This window comes from Campylobacter ureolyticus (genome assembly GCF_027277485.1).
GTDB lineage: Bacteria > Campylobacterota > Campylobacteria > Campylobacterales > Campylobacteraceae > Campylobacter_B > Campylobacter_B ureolyticus_B.
This window is the reverse complement of the sequence record NZ_JAPXGQ010000016.1, coordinates 1-22,128: the sequence shown is the minus strand read 5'-3', so window position 1 is coordinate 22,128 and position 22,128 is coordinate 1. Positions and strand designations below refer to the sequence as shown.

Annotated in this window: 24 protein-coding genes; 17 read left to right on the top strand and 7 right to left on the bottom strand. The window is 29.7% G+C overall.

Features of this window, described 5'->3' with window-relative positions:
• Positions 1-36 precede the first annotated feature (36 nt).
• Both O6B72_RS08285 and O6B72_RS08280 read right to left on the bottom strand, forming a co-directional pair.
• On the bottom strand, positions 37-1,152 hold the full coding sequence (locus tag O6B72_RS08285) for a double-cubane-cluster-containing anaerobic reductase (RefSeq protein ID WP_269487239.1): 1,116 nt from the start codon (positions 1,150-1,152) through the stop codon (positions 37-39).
• Positions 1,149-1,916 carry an acyl-CoA dehydratase activase gene (locus O6B72_RS08280; RefSeq protein ID WP_269492822.1) on the bottom strand — a complete coding sequence of 256 codons (768 nt, stop codon included), beginning with the start codon at positions 1,914-1,916 and terminating at the stop codon, positions 1,149-1,151. Before O6B72_RS08280 ends, O6B72_RS08285 begins: the two co-directional genes overlap by 4 nt.
• A 111-nt stretch (positions 1,917-2,027) precedes the next feature.
• On the opposite strand from O6B72_RS08280, the gene O6B72_RS08275 reads away from it, so the two are divergent.
• Genes O6B72_RS08275 through O6B72_RS08265 form a run of 3 tightly spaced genes read left to right on the top strand, consistent with a single transcriptional unit; the run spans position 2,028 to position 4,144 of the window.
• Positions 2,028-2,453, top strand: coding sequence for a Sua5 YciO YrdC YwlC family protein (locus O6B72_RS08275; protein ID WP_269492821.1), 426 nt, complete (start codon positions 2,028-2,030; stop codon positions 2,451-2,453).
• Between the two features lie 3 nt (positions 2,454-2,456).
• The gene (locus O6B72_RS08270) at positions 2,457-3,053 is read left to right on the top strand and encodes a lactate utilization protein (RefSeq protein WP_269492819.1); all 597 of its coding nucleotides are present in this window, start codon (positions 2,457-2,459) and stop codon (positions 3,051-3,053) included.
• The gene (locus O6B72_RS08265) at positions 3,053-4,144 is read left to right on the top strand and encodes a DNA adenine methylase (protein WP_269492817.1); all 1,092 of its coding nucleotides are present in this window, start codon (positions 3,053-3,055) and stop codon (positions 4,142-4,144) included. The genes O6B72_RS08270 and O6B72_RS08265 overlap by 1 nt, the downstream gene beginning before the upstream one ends.
• A 20-nt stretch (positions 4,145-4,164) precedes the next feature.
• Here O6B72_RS08265 and O6B72_RS08260 read toward each other — a convergent pair whose 3' ends face one another.
• Genes O6B72_RS08260 through O6B72_RS08250 form a run of 3 tightly spaced genes read right to left on the bottom strand, consistent with a single transcriptional unit; the run spans position 4,165 to position 6,243 of the window.
• Positions 4,165-4,833 (bottom strand): tRNA threonylcarbamoyladenosine dehydratase, encoded by a 669-nt coding sequence (locus tag O6B72_RS08260; RefSeq protein ID WP_269492816.1) that lies wholly within the window; start codon positions 4,831-4,833, stop codon positions 4,165-4,167.
• Complete coding sequence (gene surE / locus O6B72_RS08255; protein ID WP_269487234.1) at positions 4,830-5,612, bottom strand: 5'/3'-nucleotidase SurE; 783 nt, start codon at positions 5,610-5,612, stop codon at positions 4,830-4,832. The genes O6B72_RS08260 and surE overlap by 4 nt, the downstream gene beginning before the upstream one ends.
• A gap of 13 nt (positions 5,613-5,625) precedes the next feature.
• A complete protein-coding gene (locus O6B72_RS08250) occupies positions 5,626-6,243 on the bottom strand; it encodes a hypothetical protein (RefSeq protein ID WP_269488268.1) in 618 nt (205 codons plus the stop codon).
• A 156-nt stretch (positions 6,244-6,399) separates the two neighbouring features.
• Here O6B72_RS08250 and O6B72_RS08245 point away from each other — a divergent pair, with 156 nt between their 5' ends.
• Genes O6B72_RS08245 through nuoN form a run of 14 tightly spaced genes read left to right on the top strand, consistent with a single transcriptional unit; the run spans position 6,400 to position 19,570 of the window.
• Complete coding sequence (locus O6B72_RS08245; RefSeq protein ID WP_269486187.1) at positions 6,400-6,783, top strand: NAD(P)H-quinone oxidoreductase subunit 3; 384 nt, start codon at positions 6,400-6,402, stop codon at positions 6,781-6,783.
• Positions 6,771-7,274 carry a NuoB/complex I 20 kDa subunit family protein gene (locus tag O6B72_RS08240; protein WP_016646394.1) on the top strand — a complete coding sequence of 168 codons (504 nt, stop codon included), beginning with the start codon at positions 6,771-6,773 and terminating at the stop codon, positions 7,272-7,274. The genes O6B72_RS08245 and O6B72_RS08240 overlap by 13 nt, the downstream gene beginning before the upstream one ends.
• The gene (locus tag O6B72_RS08235) at positions 7,274-8,011 is read left to right on the top strand and encodes an NADH-quinone oxidoreductase subunit C (protein WP_024962339.1); all 738 of its coding nucleotides are present in this window, start codon (positions 7,274-7,276) and stop codon (positions 8,009-8,011) included. Before O6B72_RS08240 ends, O6B72_RS08235 begins: the two co-directional genes overlap by 1 nt.
• 2 nt (positions 8,012-8,013) lie before the next feature.
• Positions 8,014-9,237: an NADH dehydrogenase (quinone) subunit D gene (gene nuoD, locus O6B72_RS08230; RefSeq protein WP_101637637.1), complete on the top strand. Its 1,224-nt coding sequence runs from the start codon at positions 8,014-8,016 to the stop codon at positions 9,235-9,237.
• Positions 9,237-9,467 (top strand): NADH-ubiquinone oxidoreductase subunit E family protein, encoded by a 231-nt coding sequence (locus tag O6B72_RS08225; protein WP_018713399.1) that lies wholly within the window; start codon positions 9,237-9,239, stop codon positions 9,465-9,467. Before nuoD ends, O6B72_RS08225 begins: the two co-directional genes overlap by 1 nt.
• Positions 9,464-10,150, top strand: coding sequence for a hypothetical protein (locus tag O6B72_RS08220; protein WP_269492814.1), 687 nt, complete (start codon positions 9,464-9,466; stop codon positions 10,148-10,150). Before O6B72_RS08225 ends, O6B72_RS08220 begins: the two co-directional genes overlap by 4 nt.
• A gap of 47 nt (positions 10,151-10,197) precedes the next feature.
• Positions 10,198-12,405 (top strand): NADH-quinone oxidoreductase subunit G, encoded by a 2,208-nt coding sequence (locus tag O6B72_RS08215; protein ID WP_269492813.1) that lies wholly within the window; start codon positions 10,198-10,200, stop codon positions 12,403-12,405.
• Positions 12,399-13,379, top strand: a complete 981-nt coding sequence (nuoH, locus tag O6B72_RS08210) for an NADH-quinone oxidoreductase subunit NuoH (RefSeq protein ID WP_269488272.1) — start codon at positions 12,399-12,401, stop codon at positions 13,377-13,379. The genes O6B72_RS08215 and nuoH overlap by 7 nt, the downstream gene beginning before the upstream one ends.
• Positions 13,380-13,388: 9 nt before the next feature.
• The gene (gene nuoI, locus O6B72_RS08205; protein WP_244079584.1) at positions 13,389-13,970 is read left to right on the top strand and encodes an NADH-quinone oxidoreductase subunit NuoI; all 582 of its coding nucleotides are present in this window, start codon (positions 13,389-13,391) and stop codon (positions 13,968-13,970) included.
• Entirely contained in the window at positions 13,967-14,488 is a 522-nt protein-coding gene (locus tag O6B72_RS08200; protein WP_018713404.1) for an NADH-quinone oxidoreductase subunit J, read from the top strand. The genes nuoI and O6B72_RS08200 overlap by 4 nt, the downstream gene beginning before the upstream one ends.
• Positions 14,485-14,799 carry an NADH-quinone oxidoreductase subunit NuoK gene (nuoK, locus tag O6B72_RS08195; protein WP_034965444.1) on the top strand — a complete coding sequence of 105 codons (315 nt, stop codon included), beginning with the start codon at positions 14,485-14,487 and terminating at the stop codon, positions 14,797-14,799. Before O6B72_RS08200 ends, nuoK begins: the two co-directional genes overlap by 4 nt.
• A complete protein-coding gene (nuoL, locus tag O6B72_RS08190; RefSeq protein ID WP_269492812.1) occupies positions 14,792-16,627 on the top strand; it encodes an NADH-quinone oxidoreductase subunit L in 1,836 nt (611 codons plus the stop codon). The genes nuoK and nuoL overlap by 8 nt, the downstream gene beginning before the upstream one ends.
• Entirely contained in the window at positions 16,618-18,141 is a 1,524-nt protein-coding gene (locus O6B72_RS08185; RefSeq protein WP_269492811.1) for an NADH-quinone oxidoreductase subunit M, read from the top strand. The genes nuoL and O6B72_RS08185 overlap by 10 nt, the downstream gene beginning before the upstream one ends.
• Positions 18,131-19,570 carry an NADH-quinone oxidoreductase subunit NuoN gene (gene nuoN / locus O6B72_RS08180; protein ID WP_269492810.1) on the top strand — a complete coding sequence of 480 codons (1,440 nt, stop codon included), beginning with the start codon at positions 18,131-18,133 and terminating at the stop codon, positions 19,568-19,570. The genes O6B72_RS08185 and nuoN overlap by 11 nt, the downstream gene beginning before the upstream one ends.
• Here the strand turns inward: nuoN and miaA are convergent.
• Both miaA and O6B72_RS08170 read right to left on the bottom strand, forming a co-directional pair.
• A complete protein-coding gene (miaA, locus tag O6B72_RS08175; RefSeq protein ID WP_269492809.1) occupies positions 19,538-20,434 on the bottom strand; it encodes a tRNA (adenosine(37)-N6)-dimethylallyltransferase MiaA in 897 nt (298 codons plus the stop codon). The genes nuoN and miaA overlap by 33 nt on opposite strands.
• Positions 20,435-20,615: 181 nt before the next feature.
• Positions 20,616-21,770: a tyrosine-type recombinase/integrase gene (locus O6B72_RS08170; RefSeq protein ID WP_269492808.1), complete on the bottom strand. Its 1,155-nt coding sequence runs from the start codon at positions 21,768-21,770 to the stop codon at positions 20,616-20,618.
• Between the last annotated feature and the right edge of the window lie 358 nt (positions 21,771-22,128).

Genomic DNA, 22,128 nt, shown 5'->3' with positions numbered 1-22,128 from the left:
CCTTTTTAAAATTTTTTATATTTTAACCTAAATTTGTTACAAAAGCTCACAAAAAGCTTCAAGTCTTGTTCTAATTTGCCCACTATCTTGTTTTGAATAATCTGTCTCAATATGTAAATACGAAGCCCCTGCTTCTTTTACGCTATTTTTTACATTAAAAGCTTCAATTGCGTAAGTATGGCACGCACTTAGGCTTATATCAATCACTCCATCAGCCCCAAATTCATCTATCATATTTTTTAATTTTTCTAAACGAGAACTATTTTTATACATTACAGAACAAGGAATTTTTAAATATCTATTAGCCAAATTCTCATACAAATCACCTTTTAACTCAACTAAATTATCAAAATTTTTACTCCCAACGCAATTTTCAAACCCAACAACAACGGCGTTAAATTTCTCAACCTCGTTTATAATCTTTTTGGCAACACCACCACTTGGACAGCCTGTTATAATAAGTCTTTTTTTATTATTTTTTAGAGTAAATTCACTTTTGCTTTTTTCTTTAAATTTATCTATCAAACCCCTTAAAAGCTTAAATTTTTCTTTTTTATCAAAAATAAAATCATTTGCAAACAAGATATCATGAAGCTCGCTTCCAGTTATTGGATTTGGATCAAGCTTTGGAAGGGACATTATTTCAGCCATTAAACTTCGCTCGGTATTATATATTTCTATTGCATCTGCTAATTTTTCATCAGTAATTTTTGTATTAAATTTAACTTCCAAAGCCTTTTTTAGCCTTAATATCTCGCTTTTCCATAAATTTAGACTTGAAAAGTTTGTCATGTTTGGAAGTTCCATCACATAAATTTCTCTTTGATTTGCCATTAGTTCAAACATTTTCTTTTTAGCATCACAGGTTGTTTCGCCAATTATTAAATCACTTGCATTCATATATGGGCATTTTCCACTCAAAGAGTATCCATAACTTGCCTTTACTAAAGGACAAAGATTTCTAGGAAGTTCTTTGTGGGCTTCATTTATAGGGCTTTCATTATACGCACATATTGAAATCGCCACCGCACCACTTGCGTAAATCAGCTCTTTTGGAGCGTAAGTACAAAAAACTCCAACTATTTTCTTGCCACTTTGTTTTAAATTTAAAAGCTCATTTACGTTTTGTTGTTTTAGCGAGTTAAGATTCATTTTTTATCCTTTGCTTTTCTCTTTCCCATCAAGCTTGCCCCCATCGCTCCGCAAAATATCGCATTTTTATCTGTGAAAATTTCAGCATTTAAGTGAGTTTTGAGTAAATTTATAAAAATTGGAACTTTGCTTAATCCACCACTTAAAAAATAAACATCATTTTCAAGCCTTTTTGCCAAACTAGCGACTTTTTTAGCTGACGAATCAACTATGGCATAAGCTAAATTTTGTTTTAAAACACCATTTGCCATAAGTGAAATTATCTCACTTTCGGCAAAAACCGTGCAAGTTGAACTAATTTCAAGTCCATCTTTTGGCGAAGCTATGTCATAAATCTCAGCTAAATTAAGCCCAAGTCTTGTAGCCATAACTTCCATAAATTTACCAGTTCCAGCACTGCATTTATCATTCATTATAAAATCATCTGGCTTTTGGCCAATTAGCCTTATAGCCTTTGTATCTTGTCCGCCAACATCTATAATCGTGCAGTCTTTTTTAAACAAATAACTAGCTCCAATACCATGACAAAGTATTTCTGTAAGGCTTAAATTTGCATAATCCACGCTAACTCTACCATATCCAGTTGCAGTTATAAAAAATGGAAAGTAGTTTTTGCTAAGTAAAATTTGATAAACTTTTTTTGAAATTTCAACTCCACTAAATCCAGTAGGCATAAAAAACAGATCACAAAACTTATCTAAATTTGCATCATAAATAGCTACTTTTGTGGAGGTTGAACCAATATCAATACCGATAAAATACATAAATTTCCTAAAATTGTTATTTCTAAAACTTAGAATCTAAAGTTCATTGTAGCAAAATTATCTAAATTTAAATCTTTAAAGTGTATAATTGCCTATTTTAAGGATAAAATTTTGATTTATTTAGTTCAAACTGATACTACAGCTGGTTTTTTAAGTAAAAATCTAGAAGAAATTAACCGCATTAAAAATAGAGACTTGAATCAACTCTGCCTAATCACAACGGCAAGTTTTAGCGAGCTTTTGGGTTTTGCAAGAGTGCCAAAAAAATTTAAAAATTTAGTTAGAAAGGCTAGAAAAACAACTTTTATCTATCCAAATTTTAAAAGTGTTAGAGTTGTAAAAGATGATAAACATAGCCAATTTTTACAAACTCATGGCTGGATGTATTCAAGCTCTGCAAACTTGCATGGGCAAAAATTTGATTTAGAGTATGCTAAAAGCGTGGCTGATGAAGTCATAGGTGATGAATTTATAGAAAAAAAACCATCAAAAATTTATAAACTATATAGAACAAAAATAAAAAAAATAAGGGATTGAAATATGAAAGCTTTAATACAAAATTTAAAAACCAATGGCTTTGAAGTTTTGCAGGCAAAAGATGGCAAAGAAGCACTAAGCATTGCAAAAACTTTTATAAAAGATGGTCTTAAAATCGGCCTTGGTGGCTCTGAAAGTGTAAAAGAGATTGGGCTTTTGGATTATTTAGCGAATTTAAAAAATATAACTTTATTCAACCAATACGAAGCTAAAATTTCAATGGAAGAAAATTTAAATCGCCGTAAAAATGGGCTTTTAAGCGATCTCTACATTACAAGTTCAAATGCTATTACATTAAATGGCTGGCTTATCAATGTCGATGGCACAGGAAACAGAGTCGCGGCACAAATTTTTGGCCCCAAAAAAGTTCTTTTGATAGTTGGAAAAAATAAAATTGTTTTAAATTTGGAAAAAGCAATTGAACGAATTGAAAAAATAGCAGCTGTAAAAAACGCTGATAGGATAAATAAAACAGCTATAAAATATGGCAAAATAAGGACTTATACACCAGAAGAATTATGCAATAAATATAGCATCATAAAACGCGATGAGAGTGCTAGAACAACGATAATTTTAGTTGATGAGGAACTTGGGTATTAATGCAAGAAAATAGTGATTTTTTAACAAAACAAATTATAACCTATCTAGGAAACAAGCGATCACTTTTAAATTTTATAGGCATAGCAATTAATAAAGTAAAAAAAGATTTAAAAAAAGATAAATTAAGCTCACTTGATCTTTTTAGTGGAAGTGGAATAGTGGCAAGATTTTTAAAACAACACTCAAATTTTTTAATAGCAAATGACTTAGAGCTTTACTCAAAAATTATAAATGAGTGCTATTTAACAAATGCAAATGATGAGCTAAAGCGTGAAATTTCGGCTATTTTAAATGATTTAAAAGCAAATGTTAAAGCAAATTTTGCACCAGGTTTTATAAGTGAACTTTACGCACCTAAAGATGATGAAAATATAAAGGAATTTGAACGAGTTTTTTATACCAAATTTAATGCAAACTATATAGACACAGCACGAAACGAAATCGCAAAACTACCTTTAAGCTTACAAAAATTTTATCTTGCACCACTTTTATATCTAGCTAGTAATCATACAAATACAAGTGGAGTTTTTAAAGGTTTTTATAAAAATAAAAACGGAATTGGTGAGTTTGGCGGAGAAGGGCAAAACGCCCTAAAAAGAATAAAAGCAAAAATAACTCTTCAAAAACCGGTATTTTCTAGCTTTAATTGTGATTTTAAAGTCTTTCAAGAAGATGCAAATAAGCTTGTAAAAGAGCTTGAGGAAGTTGATTTATGCTATATAGATCCGCCTTACAACCAGCACCCTTATGGTTCAAACTATTTTATGCTAAATTTAATCGCAAAAAATGAGCGACCAAGTGAAATTTCAGAGATTTCAGGTATTCCAAAAGATTGGAATAGAAGCAATTACAATAAGAAAAAAGTTGCAAGTGAAGCGTTTTTTGAACTGATTTCAAATTTAAAAGCTAAATTTGTGCTTATTTCTTACAACTCAGAAGGCTTTATAAGTAAAGATGAGTTTTTGACAAACTTAGCTAAATTTGGTCATGTAGACATCTTGGAACAAACTTACAATACATTTAGAGGAAGTAGAAATTTAAATAATCGAAACTTATATGTGAAAGAAAATTTATACTTATTAAAAAGATAGTATAAAACAAAAAATAATCTTCACTCTTTTGCTATCAATTTTTTTACCACATAACTTGCAAGAAAATTTCCAAAAGTTGCAGTTACACCCATAAAACTTCCTAAATTTTCACAAATTGGCTCTTCTTTTGAATAAACTACCATAAAATCACCATTAAATCCACTTTTTCTAAGTTCATAGCGAAATTTTTTAGCAAGAGCATCATTTGTTGTCTTCCAAATGTTTATCAATTCTACTAATGCAGGATTTATGCGTTTTGCACCACCCATTGAGCTTATAAAATTTGTCTTGTTAAGGCTAAAAACTTTATTTGCCAAAGCTACTTTTGCAGGGATATCATCTATAGCATCAACTACAAAATCAAACCCGCTAAAATCAAAATTTTGCAAAAAATCATCATCAATCCTAGCGAAAATAGGCGTTACACACTGAAATTTCTTAGCAAAAACTTCAACTTTTTTTTCACCGACAAATTCACTTCCTATTTGGCGGTTTTGATTAGTTATCTCAAAAATATCTTTATCAATAATGGTTAAATTACCTACCCCGCTTCTTGCTAAAACTTCTGTGCAAGCTCCTCCAACGCCACCAGCGCCGCAAACTAAAACCTTTGAGTTTTGAAGTTTTTCAAAACCATCTTTACCAAAAAGCCACTTTATCCTTGTAAATTTATCATCATTTTCAATCACAAACTAACCTTTATCCACTCTTTTAAATTTGAAATTTCACTTTCTTCGGTTAAATTTAAAGTTATTGGAGTTAAGCTTGCAAATCCATCTAAAACTGCACCTAAATCACGATTTAAATTTTTATTTTTATCAAAATTCATTTGCATTTTTCCAAGCCAATAATATTCAACCCCGCGTGGATTTTCACATCTTTTTGCATCTAAATAATACTCTTTTTCACCAGCAGGAACTACTTTTAAGCCATTATAATTTTCTTTTGGAACAGCTGGAATATTCAAATTTAAAAGTTTTTTTCTTGGAAGTGGATAGTTTTTTTCAAAAATTTTTTTTACTATTTTAAGAGTTACTTCACATGCTAAATCAAAACCGTATTTTTTTATACTATCGCCATCATAAAACTGCGACACAGCAAGTGATGGAATACCCTGCAAAACACCTTCCATAGCTCCACCGCAAGTTCCTGAGTAAGTTATATCTTCAGCTAAATTTCCACCATGATTTATACCACTTATTATTAAATCTGGCATTTTATCTTTAAAAAGCGAAAAAAGTCCTAAAAGCACACAATCAGCCGGTGTTCCATCATCAAGCTTATAAAAATTTGGAGCTAGTTCAATCAATCTAAGTGGTTTTGTTAAAGTTAGAGAATGTGCACAAGCTGACTTTTCCTGGCTTGGTGCAACAACCGTAACCTTTGCAACGCTTTTTAAAGCCTTTGCAAGTTCTAAAAGTCCACTTGCCTCAAAACCATCATCATTTGTTATTAAAATTTCTTTCAAAAATTTACTCCGTTTAATTTGCTAAATTTATAGCTTTTAGTATATCAACGGCATTATTATTATAATCATCAGCTAAAGCTTTTTGAAAAATTGGCCCAATTTGAGCGTAGCTGGTATTTCCCATACCAAAAAATGTTTTTTCACCATAAATTCTATCTGATTTACTTATTATTTTATTATAAATTTCTATTCCATTTTTGTAAATTTTTAAATTTAAAGTATAATTTACAAAAGGTTTTGAATCTACATTAAATCCATCAGCACTATAAAACCCATAACCAAATCTATAAATTTCAGGCATTACTATAAGGTCGTTTGAGCTTAAAATTTCTTTTTTTGTGCTAAATTCTAAATTTGAAAAAGCTCTTTTAAAAAAATTTAAACTCTCGTTTTTTACAAACTCTCCAATATTTATCTTTAAATTGTCTTCACCTAAAGATGTGCTTGATTTAATACTTTGTGAGCCAAGTGCTGAAGCATCCATATAAATATATGTTTTTTGTAGTGGCTTTTTAACAGCAATATTATGAGCCACATCCTTTACTTCGAGATTTTTATTATATTCGGCAGTTTGTGAGCATCCAGCAAAAAATCCAGATAAAATGAGTAGTGAAATAGCTAGTTTTTTCATAATTTTTTCCTTTTTTTAAAAAAATATATATTTAATTTTATCATATTTTTATAAATTTATGAGCGATTTCAAAGATGGACTTAAAATTATAAATTTATTCCGTTTAAAGTTTAAATTCATTATAATTGAAATATTTTATATGTAATGAGGTTGTTTATGTCGCATATGTATTTTACTCATCCATATTTTGGTGCTTTTATAATGCTTATTTTATCATTTGTTGTTTTTGGCCTGATAACTGAGTTATCTGCCCATCTTGGAAACAAATTTGCAAACAAAAATGATGAATTGCTAAAAAATGCTATTTATGAGTCGGGTCCTGTGCCAGTAATTCAACCAAACCGCATAAACTCAAATTTTTATCTAATAGCCGTGCTTTTTATTCTATTTGATGTAGAAATTATATTTATGTTTCCTTGGGCTGTAAATTTCAAAATTTTAGGAATTTTTGGGCTAATTGAGATGATTTTATTTTTGGTGTTTTTAGCTATAGGATTTATTTATGCTTGGCATAAAGGAGCTTTGGATTGGATAAAATAAATTACGCACAAAATAACGGTGCTCCAGTTATCTTAACAACAATTGACAAAATTGTTAATTGGGGTAGAAGTAATAGCCTTTGGGCTGCAAACTACGGACTTGCTTGTTGCGCAATAGAAATGATGGCAACAGGTGCTGGAAGATTTGACTTTGATAGATTTGGTGTTATTTTTAGAGCTAGCATAAAACAATCCGAAGTTATGATAATTGCAGGAACTTTAACAAAAAAACACGCTGAATTTACAAGAAGACTTTACGATGCAATGCCAGAGCCTAAATGGGTAATTAGCATGGGAAGTTGTGCAAACACAGGCGGCATGTTTAACACCTATTCAACCGTTCAAGGGTGCGACAGGATAATACCTGTTGATATTTATATACCAGGATGTGCACCACGTCCAGAAACACTTCAATACGCACTTATGATACTTCAAAAAAAGATTAGAAAACAAAGTGCAAATAGAAGTCAAAAACCAAAAAGGCTTGTTTGATGAGATTTGAAATTCCAAAAGAAAGCGATAAATTTGAAGTTATTGACTCAGAATTTGAAGCAGAATTAAAAGCACTTAAAAAATTTGAAATAAAAGATTCATATATAGAGTTTGATAATTTAGTTATTTTTATAAACAGCAATGATAATTTTGAGATCTTAAAATCTTTAAAAGAGTTTGGATATGATATTTTAAGTGATCTTAGCGGAATTGATTTCATAGACGAAAAAGAGGCAATTTGCGTTTTTTATCAACTTTTAAGCACAAAACTTAAAAAAAGAATGAGAGTAAAATGCTTTGTAAAAAACGGTGAGTTTCTACAAAGCGTTACAAAACTTTTTAAAAGCGCAAATTGGAGCGAAAGAGAGCTTTATGATATGTTTGGAGTGCTAATTAAAAATCATCCAAATTTAAAAAGAATTTTAATGCCAGATGATTGGTTTGGATATCCACTTTTAAAATCATATCCTTTACAAGGTGATGAAAAAGCAAAATGGTATGAAATAGATAAAATTTTTGGAAGAGAAAATAGAGATAAATTTAAAGAAGAAAATAGAGATAGTGCTTTTGTTGATAGTAAAGACTACTTTAATTTTGCAAAACTTTATCATGAAAGCGAATATGGCAATCCACCAAGCGATAAAGCATCCATGCAAGAGTATCAAGAAGATGGTGGAGTTCCACTTGTTAAAAAGGCAAAAATGCAAAAATTTAAAACAATTAAAAAAAGAAGATAGTAATGCAAAACCCTACCAAGCTGAAACCATTTTTTGAAAATATAGAATTTACAAAACAAAACTCAAATATGATTTTAAACTTTGGACCTCAACACCCAGCAGCTCATGGTCAACTAAGACTTATGCTTGAACTTGATGGCGAAAAAGTGATAAAAGCAAGTCCTGGGATTGGATACATGCACAGAGGTATGGAAAAAATGGCTGAAAATGCCCTTTACAATGAATTTGTTCCAGTAACTGATAGGATTGACTATACAGCTGCAAGTGGAAATAACTATGGGTTTTGCGGCGCAGTGGAAAAACTTTGTGGTATTGAAGTTCCAAGAAGGGCTCAAATTATAAGAACTATAATTTTAGAGCTAAACAGAATACAAGCTCATCTTTTATATGTTGGTACTCAAGCTTTAGATGTTGGAGCAATGACAGTTTTTTTATATGCTTTTAGAGAAAGAGAATTTGTATTAGATTTATTAGAAAAATATTGCGGTGCAAGACTTACTCAAAACTCTATAAAAATAGGAGGAGTTTTTTTAGACCTGTATGATGGTTTTTTAGATGATCTTTACGATGTTTGCAACAAAATTTTAAACGGTCTAAAAGATTATGAAACCCTGCTTAATAATAATAGAATTTGGCTTTTAAGAATGCAAGGCGTTGGAGTTATTTCAAAAGAGTTAGCACTAAGTTATGCATGTAGTGGAGTTATGCTTAGAGCAAGCGGAGTAAAGTATGATGTTAGAAAAGAAGAGCCTTATTTAATTTATGATGAGCTTGAGTTTGATGTACCATATTCGGATGAGGGAGATTGTTACGCAAGATATAAATGTTATATTGCTGAAATAAAAGAAAGTGTTAAAATTTTAAGACAATGTGCAAAACTATACATTGAAAGCGATACGCAAATTTTAGCAAAAAGTGAGTTCGTTAGTCCGACAAAAGAAGAGATTATGACGCAAAACTACTCTTTAATGAAACATTTTGTCCTAGTAACTCAAGGCATAAAACCACCAATTGGTGAAATTTATTTCCCAACAGAAGCTAATAAAGGAGAACTTGGTTTTTATATATATTCAACTGGAGAAAATACACCTTATAGACTCAAAATAAGAGCACCATCTTTTTGGCATTGTGCAATTTATGAAGATCTTCTAGTAGGTGGATACATAGCAGACATTTCAGCTATAATTTGCAGTACAAATATAATTTTAGGTGAAGTTGATAGATAATGAAAAGATATGATTTAAGGCATTTAAAAGCTAACTTTTTAACAAGAATGGGAGAACTTGTAAAATCAAGTAAAAATGGTGAAGTAAGTCAGTTTATCTTTGAGATAGGGGATTTTTCAAGTGTAGAAAAAAGTGCAAACTTAATAAATGGCCTAAACTCTACACTTTTAAATTCAATAAAATTTAATAGAAGTGATTGGATAATTACAGTAAAAAAAGGAAAAATATGAAAATTTTTAATATAACACCAAATTTGAACTTTCAAAACCCTGACTTAGTAGAAAAATTTCATAATGCTAGCTTCTTAACTCTTAGCCCTATGGAAGATGAAAAACTACAAAACAATATCTTTGTAAAGTGTGAAATTTCAAGCGAAGCATATGTCTTAATGATGATAGCTTCTGAAATTTGTAAAGATTTAGAAAATGAAGATATTGGGTTTTTAAGTGGAGAAAGTAGTGTTGGCGAAGAGGAGATTGAAGAAATTGTAGATTTTTTAAAAGACGCTAATTTTATAATAGCAGATGAAAATATGTTAAATTTTCATAAAGATAAAGACAATATTAAGGCACTTTTAAATCTAATAGCTTCAAATTTTAATCTTAAAATTATCGACTCAGCTGGAAATAAACTAGATTTCAATAGTGCAAATTTAGGTGAATTAAAAGAACTTGATAATTTTGATGGTGCAGTTGTTTATAAGCACACAAAAGATGATGAATTTAAAGGTGGAAATTATTTTAAAATAGTTTCAAAAGTTAAAGATGGTGAACTTGTAACCATAAAATCAAAAAATTTAAACATTACAAAAACTTTTAAATTTGATAAAAATTTAAAAGGCACGATAGCATTTTTAGGTGTAAAAAACCTTGACAACTATGCTTTTGAAGTTGTAAAAACTCATAAGGCATAAAATGGTAAGTTTTTAAATGCTAAAACTTAAAAAAACAAAGGTTTTAAATGGGTAAGATAACTATAAACGGACAAATTTGCGAGTTTGTTGATGGCGAGAGCATACTAAAAATAGCAAGAAAAAATGATATTTTTATACCTGCGATTTGCTACGTAAGTTGCTGTTCTCCAACTCTTGCTTGCAGGCTTTGTATGGTGGAGGCTGATGGAAAAATCGTTTATAGTTGTAATGCTAAAGCAAAAGACGGACAAAACGTTATAACAAACTCACCCGAGCTTCATGTGGCAAGAAAAGAGATAATGAAAACCTATCTTATTAACCACCCTTTGGAATGCGGAGTTTGCGATCAAAGCGGAGAGTGTGAACTTCAAAATTATACTTTAATGCTTGGAGTTGATGAGGTAAATTACTCAATTAAAGAAACTCACAAGCCCATTAAAAACTTCAGTGAATTTATCGATTATGATCCAAGCTTATGCATAGTTTGTGAAAGATGCATTACAGTATGCAAGGATAAAATAGGTGAAAATGCACTAAAAACAACTCCAAGAAACGCAGATATGCCACCAAAAGAACTAAAAGAGAGTATGCAAAAAGATGCTTATGCAGTTTGGAATAAATTTCAAAAAAGTTTGATTGAGCAAGATAAAAGTTGTTCTAACTGCGGAGAATGCGAGGCCGTTTGTCCAGTTGGAGCACTTGGGATAAAATACTTTACCTATTCATCAAATGCTTGGGAGCTAAAAAAAATAGCCTCATCAAACCCGCACTCAAGCGACTGTGAATTAATATACTACGAAGTAAAACAAAAAGGCATTGAAGATAGTGATTTAAAAATTTATAGAGTTACAAATGATTATGAATTTGGTGAAATAAATAAAGCTGCAAGATTTGGATTTGATTTTCACAATGAAAACGCCCATAAAAATGAGAGTAAATTCAATAAAATTATCAATTTAATTAAAAATAATGAAATTAAAAACATCAAATTCAATAGTTTTATAACAAACGAAGAGGTGCAAATTTTATCAAATTTAAAAGAAAAATTTGGATTAAATTTAATAAATGATGAGGCTTTAAAATACCAAAATTTCTTAAAAAATTTTGAAAAATATTCTGGAAAAAATCTTTTTTCAGCAAATTCACAAAACATCAAAAATGCTGATTTTATAGTAGTTGCAGGTAGTTTTCTAAGACATGATAATCCAAATTTATCATACAAACTAAACAATGCTTTAAAGATAAATAAAGCAAACGCTATTTATTTTCACACCATAAAAGATAGCGTGGTTGAAAGCTTTTCAAAAAACTTACTATTTTGCAAACACGATCCAAAATTTGATATAGAGATTTTGCTATTAATTCTTTTTAAATTTGGTAAAAATTTACCTAGTTGGCTTGAAAAATATAAAATTAACTACTTTGAAACCCTAAATTTAGATGAGAGTGAGTTTGACAAACTTGCTCTTGATAAAAAAGAGCTTGTTTTGATTATTGGAGAGGATTTTATATTTAGTAAAAATGCTGAAAATTTAGCAAAACTAACTGGCATGATAGAGGCTTTTACTCCTTTTAAAACTCTCATTATTCCGCCACGAACAAACTCTTTAGGAGTTGCTTTAAACTGCAAGCTAGATGATATTTTTCAAAATGGAAAAACTCTAGGATACAATGAAAATGGCGATTTTAAATTTGGTATTTTTAATTCTGATTTAGATGCGCCTGCATTAACCCAGCAAAATGGAAGTTTTACAAACTATGATAAAAGAGTTGTCAGCGTTAAACAAGCTTTAAATTTTAACGGATATTATCTAAAAGATATCGCAAAATCTCTTGAAATAAGTGAAATAAAAGTACAAAATTTAGATAATTTTTATAAAAATAGCGGCGAAAACTGCAGAGGCTTTGAGATAAAGCCTAAAATTTATAACCCAAAAACAGATGAGTTTAAAATCGCAAATCTAAATGAAAATTTAGAAAATTTCATCTACAAAGCAAATCAAATCGGAGCTTTTAGTAAATTTACAAATAGTTGCAAGTTTTTAAAAAGTGAAGTTTTTCTTTACGCAGGAGTTGATTTTATGCAAAAATTTGGCCTAAAAGAAGGAGATTTAGTTCAAGTAGACAATGAAAAAGTAAAAGTAAAAAAAGATGATGAAATTGAGGGGGCTTATCTTCCATTTTATGATGAAAATTTAGAATTTGGTTTTAAGACAAGATATAAAGAAATAGAATTAAAGGCTATTAAATGCTAATACTTCAAAGCATTATAAAATCTCTTGTAATAATTGCTGTAATTGCATCACTTGCCGGACTTGGAACATATGCTGAAAGAAAAGTTTTGGCTTATATGCAACGCCGTATTGGACCTTGGATGGTTGGGCCTTTGGGGCTAGCTCAAATTTTAGCTGATATGATAAAACTTTTTTTTAAAGAAGATGTAATCCCTCAAAAATCAGCCAAACTGGCTTTTATTCTTGCGCCTTTGATCTCCGTAACTGCTGCATTTGTGGCAATGGCTCCAATACCGTTTTTACCAGAATTTACACTTTTTGGGCAAAAAGTTCATCCGATTTTAAGCGATATAGGTGTTGGCGTTTTATTTGTTTTAGCAGCTAGTTCGACTTGTGTTTATGGGCTTATAATAGCAGGATTATCAAGCTATAATAAATGGAGTTTAATTGGTTCAATGAGGGCTGTTATGCAACTTGTTAGTTTTGAGGTTATAAATGGTTTGAGCCTAATTCCAATTATTATGCTTGTTGGCTCACTTTCAATAATTGATATAGTAAATGCTCAAAGTGGCGGAATTGGAGCATGGTTTATTTGGAAACAACCAATTTGCTTTGTTGCATTTTTAATTGCCTCATTTATAGAGTGTAATAGAACTCCACTTTGTTTAACAGAAAACGATCCCGAATTAATTGCTGGTGTTACAACGCCTTATGGTGGAATGAGATTTGGTATGTTTTTTATAGCAGAGTATGCAAATATGATAACCTACTCTGTTTTAATAGCTCTAATTTTTTTTGGTGGCTTTAATCAAATTTGGTTTATACCAGGTGGTATTGTTATGATTTTAAAATCGAGCTTTTTTTTCTTTTTATTTCTATGGACAAGAGCTACTTTTCCACACTTAAGAGCAGATCAGTTAATGGGGCTTTGTTGGAAAGTTCTAATGCCACTATGCTTGGCGATGATTTTTTTAACAGGTATTGTGAATATTTAAGGAGATAAAATGAGTTACATAAAAGTTGACAATAGAATAAAAGCAATATCTAAAAAAGAAAAACTAAAACGCTTTTTAAAAAGAACTTTTAGTCCAGATTTATTTATAGGGCTTAGTCTTACTTTTAAAGAAATGGTTAAAAAAAATAATTCCCACACTCTTTTATATCCTTTTGAGAAAATGGAGCTAAACTCTCGTTATCGTGGAGTTCATTCACTGCAAAGACTTCTTGAAAGTGGCAATGAAAGATGTATTGGTTGTGGACTTTGCGAAAAAATTTGCATAAGTAAATGTATTAGAATGGAGACTTTTTTAGATGATGATAACAGAAAAAAGGTAAAAAACTATTCTATAAATTTGGGAAGATGCGTTTATTGTGGACTTTGTGCAGATGTTTGTCCAGAGTTAGCTATAGTTCATACAAAAGAGTATGAGTTTGCAAGTGAACAAAGAGCATATTATGCATTTAAGGATGAGCTTTTAAGTAAAAATATAAAAGAACAAGAGGAATTTAGTGGCTATGGCTCATATTTACAAGATGATAAAATAAGACTTACTCCAACTGATTTTTTAGATAAGGAAAATTTATGATAGAAACAATTGGATTTTACTTTTTTAGCATTATGAGTATTTTTCTTTTTGCAATAAGTGTTTTTTCTACAAAAGTCTTATATTCAATGAGCGCATTAGCTGGTGGTATGATTTTTATATCAGGATTATTTTTTCTACTAAATGCTGAGTTTTTAGGAGTTATACAAATTTTAGTTTATACAGGTGCAGTTGTTGTTTTATACTCATTTTCAATGATGTTTTTTGACTCAAATATAGAATTTAAAGAAGATAAAAAATCTTTTAAAATTATTTTTTCACTCTCTATAATATCAGCAATCTTGCTTTTTATGATGATTTTAGCCCCAATAAAAGCAAAAAGCTTATCCTCAAGTTACCCCATTATCGAAGGAGCAAGAAATACTGATTTACTTGGTATTATTTTATTTACTAAATATATCGTTGCCTTTGAAATTTGTGCAACCTTGCTTTTAGCTGCGATGATTTGTGCCATAGTTTTAACCCATAAAGAGATGGATAAAAAAGGAGATATCTTATGATAATAGGACTAAATCACTATCTTTTTGTAAGTATTTGCATGTTTATTTTAGGACTTATTGGGGTTATGAAAAGATCAAATCTAATAATGCTTTTTATCTCAACTGAAATTTTGCTAAATGCAGCAAATGTTGCACTAGTAGCTATTGGTGAATATAAAGCTGACTTAAACGGGCAAGTTTTTGCTATTTTTATAATAGGTATCGCAGCTAGCGAATTAGCAGTTGGACTTGGACTTTTAGTTAGATTTTATAAAAAAACTGGCTCATTTAGCATTCAAGATCTGCAGACAATAGGACAAAAAGATGATTGATTTTTTCCTAATCTCTTTATTTTTACCACTTACCTCATCACTAATTGCAGGTTTTTTTCCTAAAAAATCTTTCACTATAGGCATAATATCATCACTTTTAATGATAATTAGCACAATTAGCTCATTTATTTTATTAGAATCAGTTCTAGAAAGAGGAAGTGTAAATATTTTTTTAAGTCATTTTATAAATGTAGGGTTTTTAGATTTAAGCTACTCTTTTATGCTTGATAGTGTGAGCGTTATGATGGCTGTTATGGTCGGTATAGTAGCAAGCGTTGTTCATATCTACTCCATCTGGTATATGGCAAATGATGATGGCTTTAACCGCTTTTTTTCCTATCTTGGGCTTTTTGTTTTTTCAATGCTTGTTTTGGTATTAAGTGATAATTTTATAGGCTTATTTATAGGCTGGGAAGGCGTTGGACTTTGCTCTTGGCTATTAATTGGTTTTTGGCACCAAAGAGATAAAATTAGCTGGTTTGCAAATGAGGCTTTCATAATGAATAGAGTAGCGGATCTTGGCATACTAATAGCCCTATTTCTAATATATAAAAACTTGGGAAGTCTTAAATATGAAACTGTTTTTTCTACAATCTCAAATTTAGATAAAATTAACATAACCTTAATTGCTGGGCTTTTATTTTTTGGAGCAATGGGAAAATCAGCTCAGTTTCCGTTTCACACATGGTTAGCTGATGCAATGGCAGGACCAACACCTGTTTCAGCCCTAATACATGCAGCCACTATGGTAACAGCTGGCGTTTATCTAGTAATTAGAGCAAATGAAATTTTCATAAATGCAGCTTTTATAAGTGACTTTATAGTAATTTTAGGAGTTTTTGTAGCACTTTTTGGTGCATCAATGGCACTTGTAAATGATGATCTAAAAAAAATCATTGCCTATTCAACACTTTCGCAACTTGGATATATGTTTGTTGCAGCAGGACTTGGGGCGTATTGGATTGCCCTATTTCATCTAATTGCTCATGCATTTTTTAAATCACTTTTGTTTTTATGTGCAGGAAATATAATGCATGCAATGAACGATGATTTAAATATTCAAAAAATGGGCGGACTAAATCAGTTTTTAAAACCAACTTTTGTATTGATGACTATTGCAAGCTTAGCCTTAGTTGGAATTTATCCATTTGCTGGATTTTTCTCAAAAGATAAAATTTTAGAAGCTGCATTTTATAGTCAAAATTTTATGGTTTGGGCTTGCTTGCTAGTTGGAGCTATGATGACAGCATTTTATAGTTTTAGGCTTATAATGCTTGTATTTTTTGGTAAAACCAAATTTACTCACAAACCACATGATGCAAGAGTTTTTGTCATCGTATCTTTAAGTGTTTTAGCAGTTTTATCTACAATAACTGGCTTTTTTGAAGGAAATTTTCATAAATTCATCATAAGCACAACTGGTGATTTTAACATAAAAGAAAATAATCAAATTTTTCTTATTTCTATAACTTTATTTTGCGTTATATTATCAGCCTTATTTGCAATTTATGCTTATAAATTTAACATATTTAAAGAAAATTTAAAAGAAAATATGTTTTATAAACTTCTGAAAAACGAATACTACATTCCTAAAATTTATAAAACTATTTTTATAAAACCATACTATAAAATGGCTGAAATTTGCTCAAAAATTGATAATTTTGCCATAGACAAATCAGTTGATTTTATAGCAAAATCACTGCTTTTACTTTCTAATAAATCTGATAAAACAAACACTTCAAATTTATCTTTTATGCTTAGATATTTTGTTTTTGGCTTTACAATACTGCTTATTTTGGCTTTTATTTTGGAGGCGTTATGGAGTTAAGTATAGTTCTTTTTTTCCCGCTATTTGCAGCATTTTTTGGATTTTTTATAGATGAAAAAAGTATAAAAACTTATGCCATTATAACCTCTTTTATAGAGCTATGCTTAACACTGTTTTTATGGTATAAATTTGATGCTATAAATAACTCAATTATGCTTGAAGTTATTCCTTTTATTCCAAATTTAGGGATAAATTATATTCTTGGAATTGATGGAATATCTTTGTTTTTAGTAGTTTTAAGCGCATTTATTTGTTTTGTTAGTTTAATTAGCTTAAATATCTCAAAAAGAAAAAAACATCTAATAATTTCTATTTTGCTATTAGAAATGACGATGATGGGTGTTTTTCTAAGCTTGGATGCTATACTTTTTTATATATTTTGGGAGCTCTCACTCATTCCTATGCTTTATATAATTGGTTTTTGGGGAAGTGAAAATAAAATTTACGCTGCAATTAAATTTTTTATCTATACCTTTTTTGGTTCGATTTTCATGCTTTTAGGGCTTATTTTTATGGCATATTTACACTATAAAACAACTGGAAGTTACAGCTTTAGCATACTTGATTGGCAAAGACTAGCAATTCCTAAAAACACTCAAATTTGGCTATTTTTAGCTTTTGGTATTGCATTTGCTATTAAAACTCCGCTTTTTCCGTTTCACACTTGGCTTCCATATGCTCACGGAAAAGCCCCAACAATAGGCTCTATCCTATTAGCTGCAGTTCTTCTTAAGATGGGAACTTACGGCTTTGTAAGATTTTCTTTGCCAATATTTCCAGATGCAAGTTATTATTTTGCAAATTTTATCTGCATAATCGCTATAGTAATGGTAATATACACCTCTTTTATTGCGTTTTATCAAAAAGATATAAAGCAAGTTATTGCATATAGCTCAATTGCTCATATGGGTGTTATAATGCTTGGAATTTTTTCAATGAGCATTGAAGGGATTAGTGGAGCGATATTTTTTATGGTAAGTCATGGACTTGTAAGCGGTGGACTTTTTATGTTGATTGGCTTTATCTATGATAGAACGCACACAAAAGAAATGGCTAAATTTGGTGGCCTTGCTAAAATTATGCCAATATATGCGACTATTTTTTGCATAATGATTCTTGGAGGTATTGGACTGCCTTTAACAAGTGGATTTGTGGGTGAGTTTTTAAGCCTTTTGGGTATTTTTAAAACTAACCCATGGTTTGCTGTACTTGGTGGTTTTGGCATTATAATGGGTGCAATTTACAGTCTAAATTTATATAAACTTACTTTTTTAGGAAAAATTACCAATAAAGCAAATTTAACTTTGCCTGATTTAAAACCATTTGAGCTTTGTGCCATAATTCCTATTTTAGTTTTAGTTTTAGTTTTAGGGATTTTTCCAAATACACTTTTGGTTTGGATAAATGACGGTGTTTTAAATCTGCTTTCATTTATGTATGATAAAGCCAGTGATGAAACCACAACCAAATTTATAAAATCAGCAAATGAACTAAGGATGATATATGGTAAATAAAGTTATTTTTGACATTGAAAAATTAAATATGCTTTGCCTTTTTCCAATTGCCTTTTTAATATTATTTGGAGTTTTTTTGCTCATAATAGGTATGATAAAAAAGGATTTAACAAGTAAATTTTATCTAAGCCTAACAAGTTTAGCACTAGTTTTTGATTTAGGCTTTATCCTTACATTCAATGGGGATTTAAGAGGATTTTTTAATCTGATATTATTAGATGGTGTTGCTATTTTAAGTGCAACAATTATAATTTTAACATCTTTATTTTTTTTACTTTTTAGTTTTGCTAGAAATGAATTTGAAGAGTATCAAAAAAGTGAGTTTTACACTCTATTTTTATTTATGATATCTGGCTTCAATACGATGATAATGAGCGATAATCTAATTCTAATTATTCTTGGGCTCGAGCTTTCAAGCCTTTGTCTTTATACTCTAATAGCCTTAAAAAACACAACCAAAAGTGTAGAGGCAGCCATTAAATATTTTGTAATGGGAGCTTTAGGAAGTGCTTTTTTTGTATTTGGAGCTGGACTTTTATACTTAAGCCTTGGAAGCGTAGAGCTTTATGAAATGAATGATTCTTTAAAAAATTTAGAAAGCAATTCGCTTTTAATAATTTCATCTATTTTTATAATAACAGGTCTTGGATTCAAGGTATCACTTGTGCCATTTCATACTTGGCTTAGTGATATTTACAACTCATCAAATGAAATTTTAGCTGGATTTATATCTATTGTTCCAAAGTTAGCAGCATTTATTGTTGTGCTTAGAGTGTTTGATCTACTTTTGGGCATTGAAAGTGTTAAAAGCATACTTTTTATTTTAGCCATAATAACTATGAGTTTTGCAAATATTGTAGCCCTAAGTTCCAAAAATATTAAAAAAATGCTTACATTTAGCTCAATCTCTCATGCAGGGTTTATCCTAGGAGCAATTTTTATAAACTCAACAGATGCAAACGTGGGGCTATTTTTATATTGGATAATGTTTTCTTTTGCAAATTTAGGTGCTTTTGGCATACTTTGGAGCATAAAAAATGGGCATTATGATTATGAAAGCTTTAAGGGTTTAGCAAAGTCAAATTTAACTATCTCCTTGCTGATGTCACTTTTTATGTTAAGCCTTGCTGGAATTCCACCATTTAGTCTGTTTTGGGGTAAATTTTATATCTTAAGTGCAGCACTTGGCAAAGGATATGTAATTTTAGCTATTATAATGGCATTAAATTCTGCTATCGCCCTATTTTACTACCTAAAACTTGTTATAAATATGTTTTTATATGACGAAAAAAGCAAAATAAGCTTTGAAGAAAATGGCTTTATTAAATTTTCACTAATACTTTGTGCCGCTTTTTGTCTTCTAGCACCTTTTGTAGTTAAATTAATACTTGCATTTTTATACAATGCCACTATCTTTAGCGGTTTTTAAAACTTCTTTTAAGTGGGATTTTAATTCATTTAAAGGGAGTGTTGTTTTATTTTTGAACTGAGATTTAAAAAAAGTTCTTTGTCTTTTTGCAAGCTGAATTGTATGTGTAGTAATTAAATCCTCAAGCTTATCTATGGAAATTTCTCCCCTTAAATACTCTTTTGTTTCTTTTAAGCCAATTGAATTTAATGCTTTTAACTCTGGGTTATACTTTGAAAAAAGCATTTTTGCCTCATCAATAAGACCATTTTTTATCATATTTTTTGTTCTTAGAGATATTCTTTCATCCAGAATTTTTTTTGGAGCTAAGATTTCATAAATTTTAAGATTTTCTATAATTGGCGGCAATGTGTTTTTTTCTAAAAAAAGTGATGGAATTTCACCTGTTTTTTGATAAATACTATACCATTTATTGAGTCTATAAGTATCATTTTGACTAAATTTGGATGCAAACTTGGAATCAATTTTCAAGGCAAGGGTATAAATTTCTAAATTTGATAAGCCTGATTTTACATCCTCGATCTTTGGAGCAAGTCCATTCAACATAGATTTTAAGTAAAACCCACTTCCGCCAGTTATTATAAGGGGCTTATTTTTATTTTCAGCAAAATTTTTGGCTTTTTTATACTCATTTATAAAATCACCAACACTAAAATGCTTATTTGGATAAGTCAAATTTATGCCAAAATGTATTACTTTTTTTAACTCATCATCGCTTGGTTTTGCACTTGCTATATTTATATCTTTATAGATTAAAAGTGAATCAAGGCTTAATATAACACAATCATACTCGCTTCCTAGCTCTATTGCTAAATCACTTTTTCCACTTGCAGTTGGCGCAATAATAGCAAACTCAAAAAACATATTTCCCCTAATTTGTGCAATTTTTAAAATTAATAATATATATTTTATCTTAAATTAGCTAAGCTTAAATGCCTATAAATCGGCATTTTAAAACAGTAAAGGATGAAAAATTCAATCTATTTTTATTAAATTAGTTCCATATTATAGCATACTTTAATTAAAAAATGGCTATTTTTAAATTTTAAATGACAACATCATTTAAAAAAACTGCTCTTTGTTTGGCATCTTTTGGTAGATATTTAGCGTAAGAACGATAAGTTTCATTTAAGTCTTTATGTCCCATCATTTTACAACCTACCCACATAGGCTCTTCACCACGACTTAGCATTAAAGAAGCAAAAGAATGCCTAGTATCATAAAGTCTGCGTTTATTATAGCCAAGTTTTGCTTGTAATTTGTTAAATTTAAGGCGTATAAGAGAGCGTGAGCATTTTATGATCCGTTCATTTTTATCACTAAAATTAAGCTTTACTAGTTCTTTATATACAATATTAAGCATATCAATTGTTCGGTTGCTTGATTTAGTTTTAGGAGAATCCACAACACTATATTCAGAAAGTGTTTTATTAATACGAATTTCTCTATTATTAAAATCTAAATCGTTAAAAGTAAGTGCTAAAATCTCACCAGTCCTAGCACCAGTAAAAAATGCAACAACAAGATAAGTTCTTAGTTCAGCGTCAGCATTTTTTATCATCTGAATAATTTCATCAAGACTAAATGGTATAAATTTTTCATCCTCGAATTCATCAAGCCTTTTTTTAAATTTAGGCATATAAAATGGATTTTTAGAAATTAAATCATTACTTATTCCATATTTAAAAATAGTTTTTAAAAACGAAGCATAAAGCTTTATAGTTTTATCTTTAAGACCCTTATCTTTACAAAACTGAATGAAGTCAATACTATGTTCTCTTTTAAAATCAGACAAATAAAAAATATTTTTAAAACGCAAAAATTCGATTATAGACTCACTAATGGTCGTATAAAGTTTGACAGTTTTGTCTTTTAAAAAAGACTTCTCAGCCAATAGTTTACTAATTACGCTATCGAAGCTAAATTCACTATTATTTTTAGAAATAACAACACCTTCTTCCCTTTTTCTTAGAATTTTATCGGTATGTGCATCCTCAAGCTCATAGTATTTACGCCTAGCTTTTTCAATATCAAGTTGTGAGCCAATAAAAAGATCGTAATTTTTACGAATAAAATCAAATGCAAAAGATGATTTTTTAATTCCAGTAGAACGACGAATTCTTACACCATTTTTTTGGTAATCAATATAAAATCTACCATGTTGGACATAAATATTTCTATTTTTTTCTAAATTTTTCATAAGTCATATTTTACCTAATCAGCAAAGATAAATCAAAAATTAAGTAATATTAAATAATAAAATTAATTATATAATTTAAGGTTAAAATGATTTAGTTTTTTTATTTTTTAGCTTAAAGCACCATAATATAGCTATTAATTTTAATAAAATAATCTAAAAAGTGATTAATAATTACAAAATGTCGGAAATAATTAATTTTATTTTTTAAGATTAATATATCAATATATTAAAATAAAGCCAGTATTTAATGGATTTAACGACTAAGTAAAAATTAAAATAAAAGTTTAAGTTTTGACAAAATGTCGGAACACTACTACTATATAAAATAAATAAAATTTAAAAGGGAAAAGAAATGAGT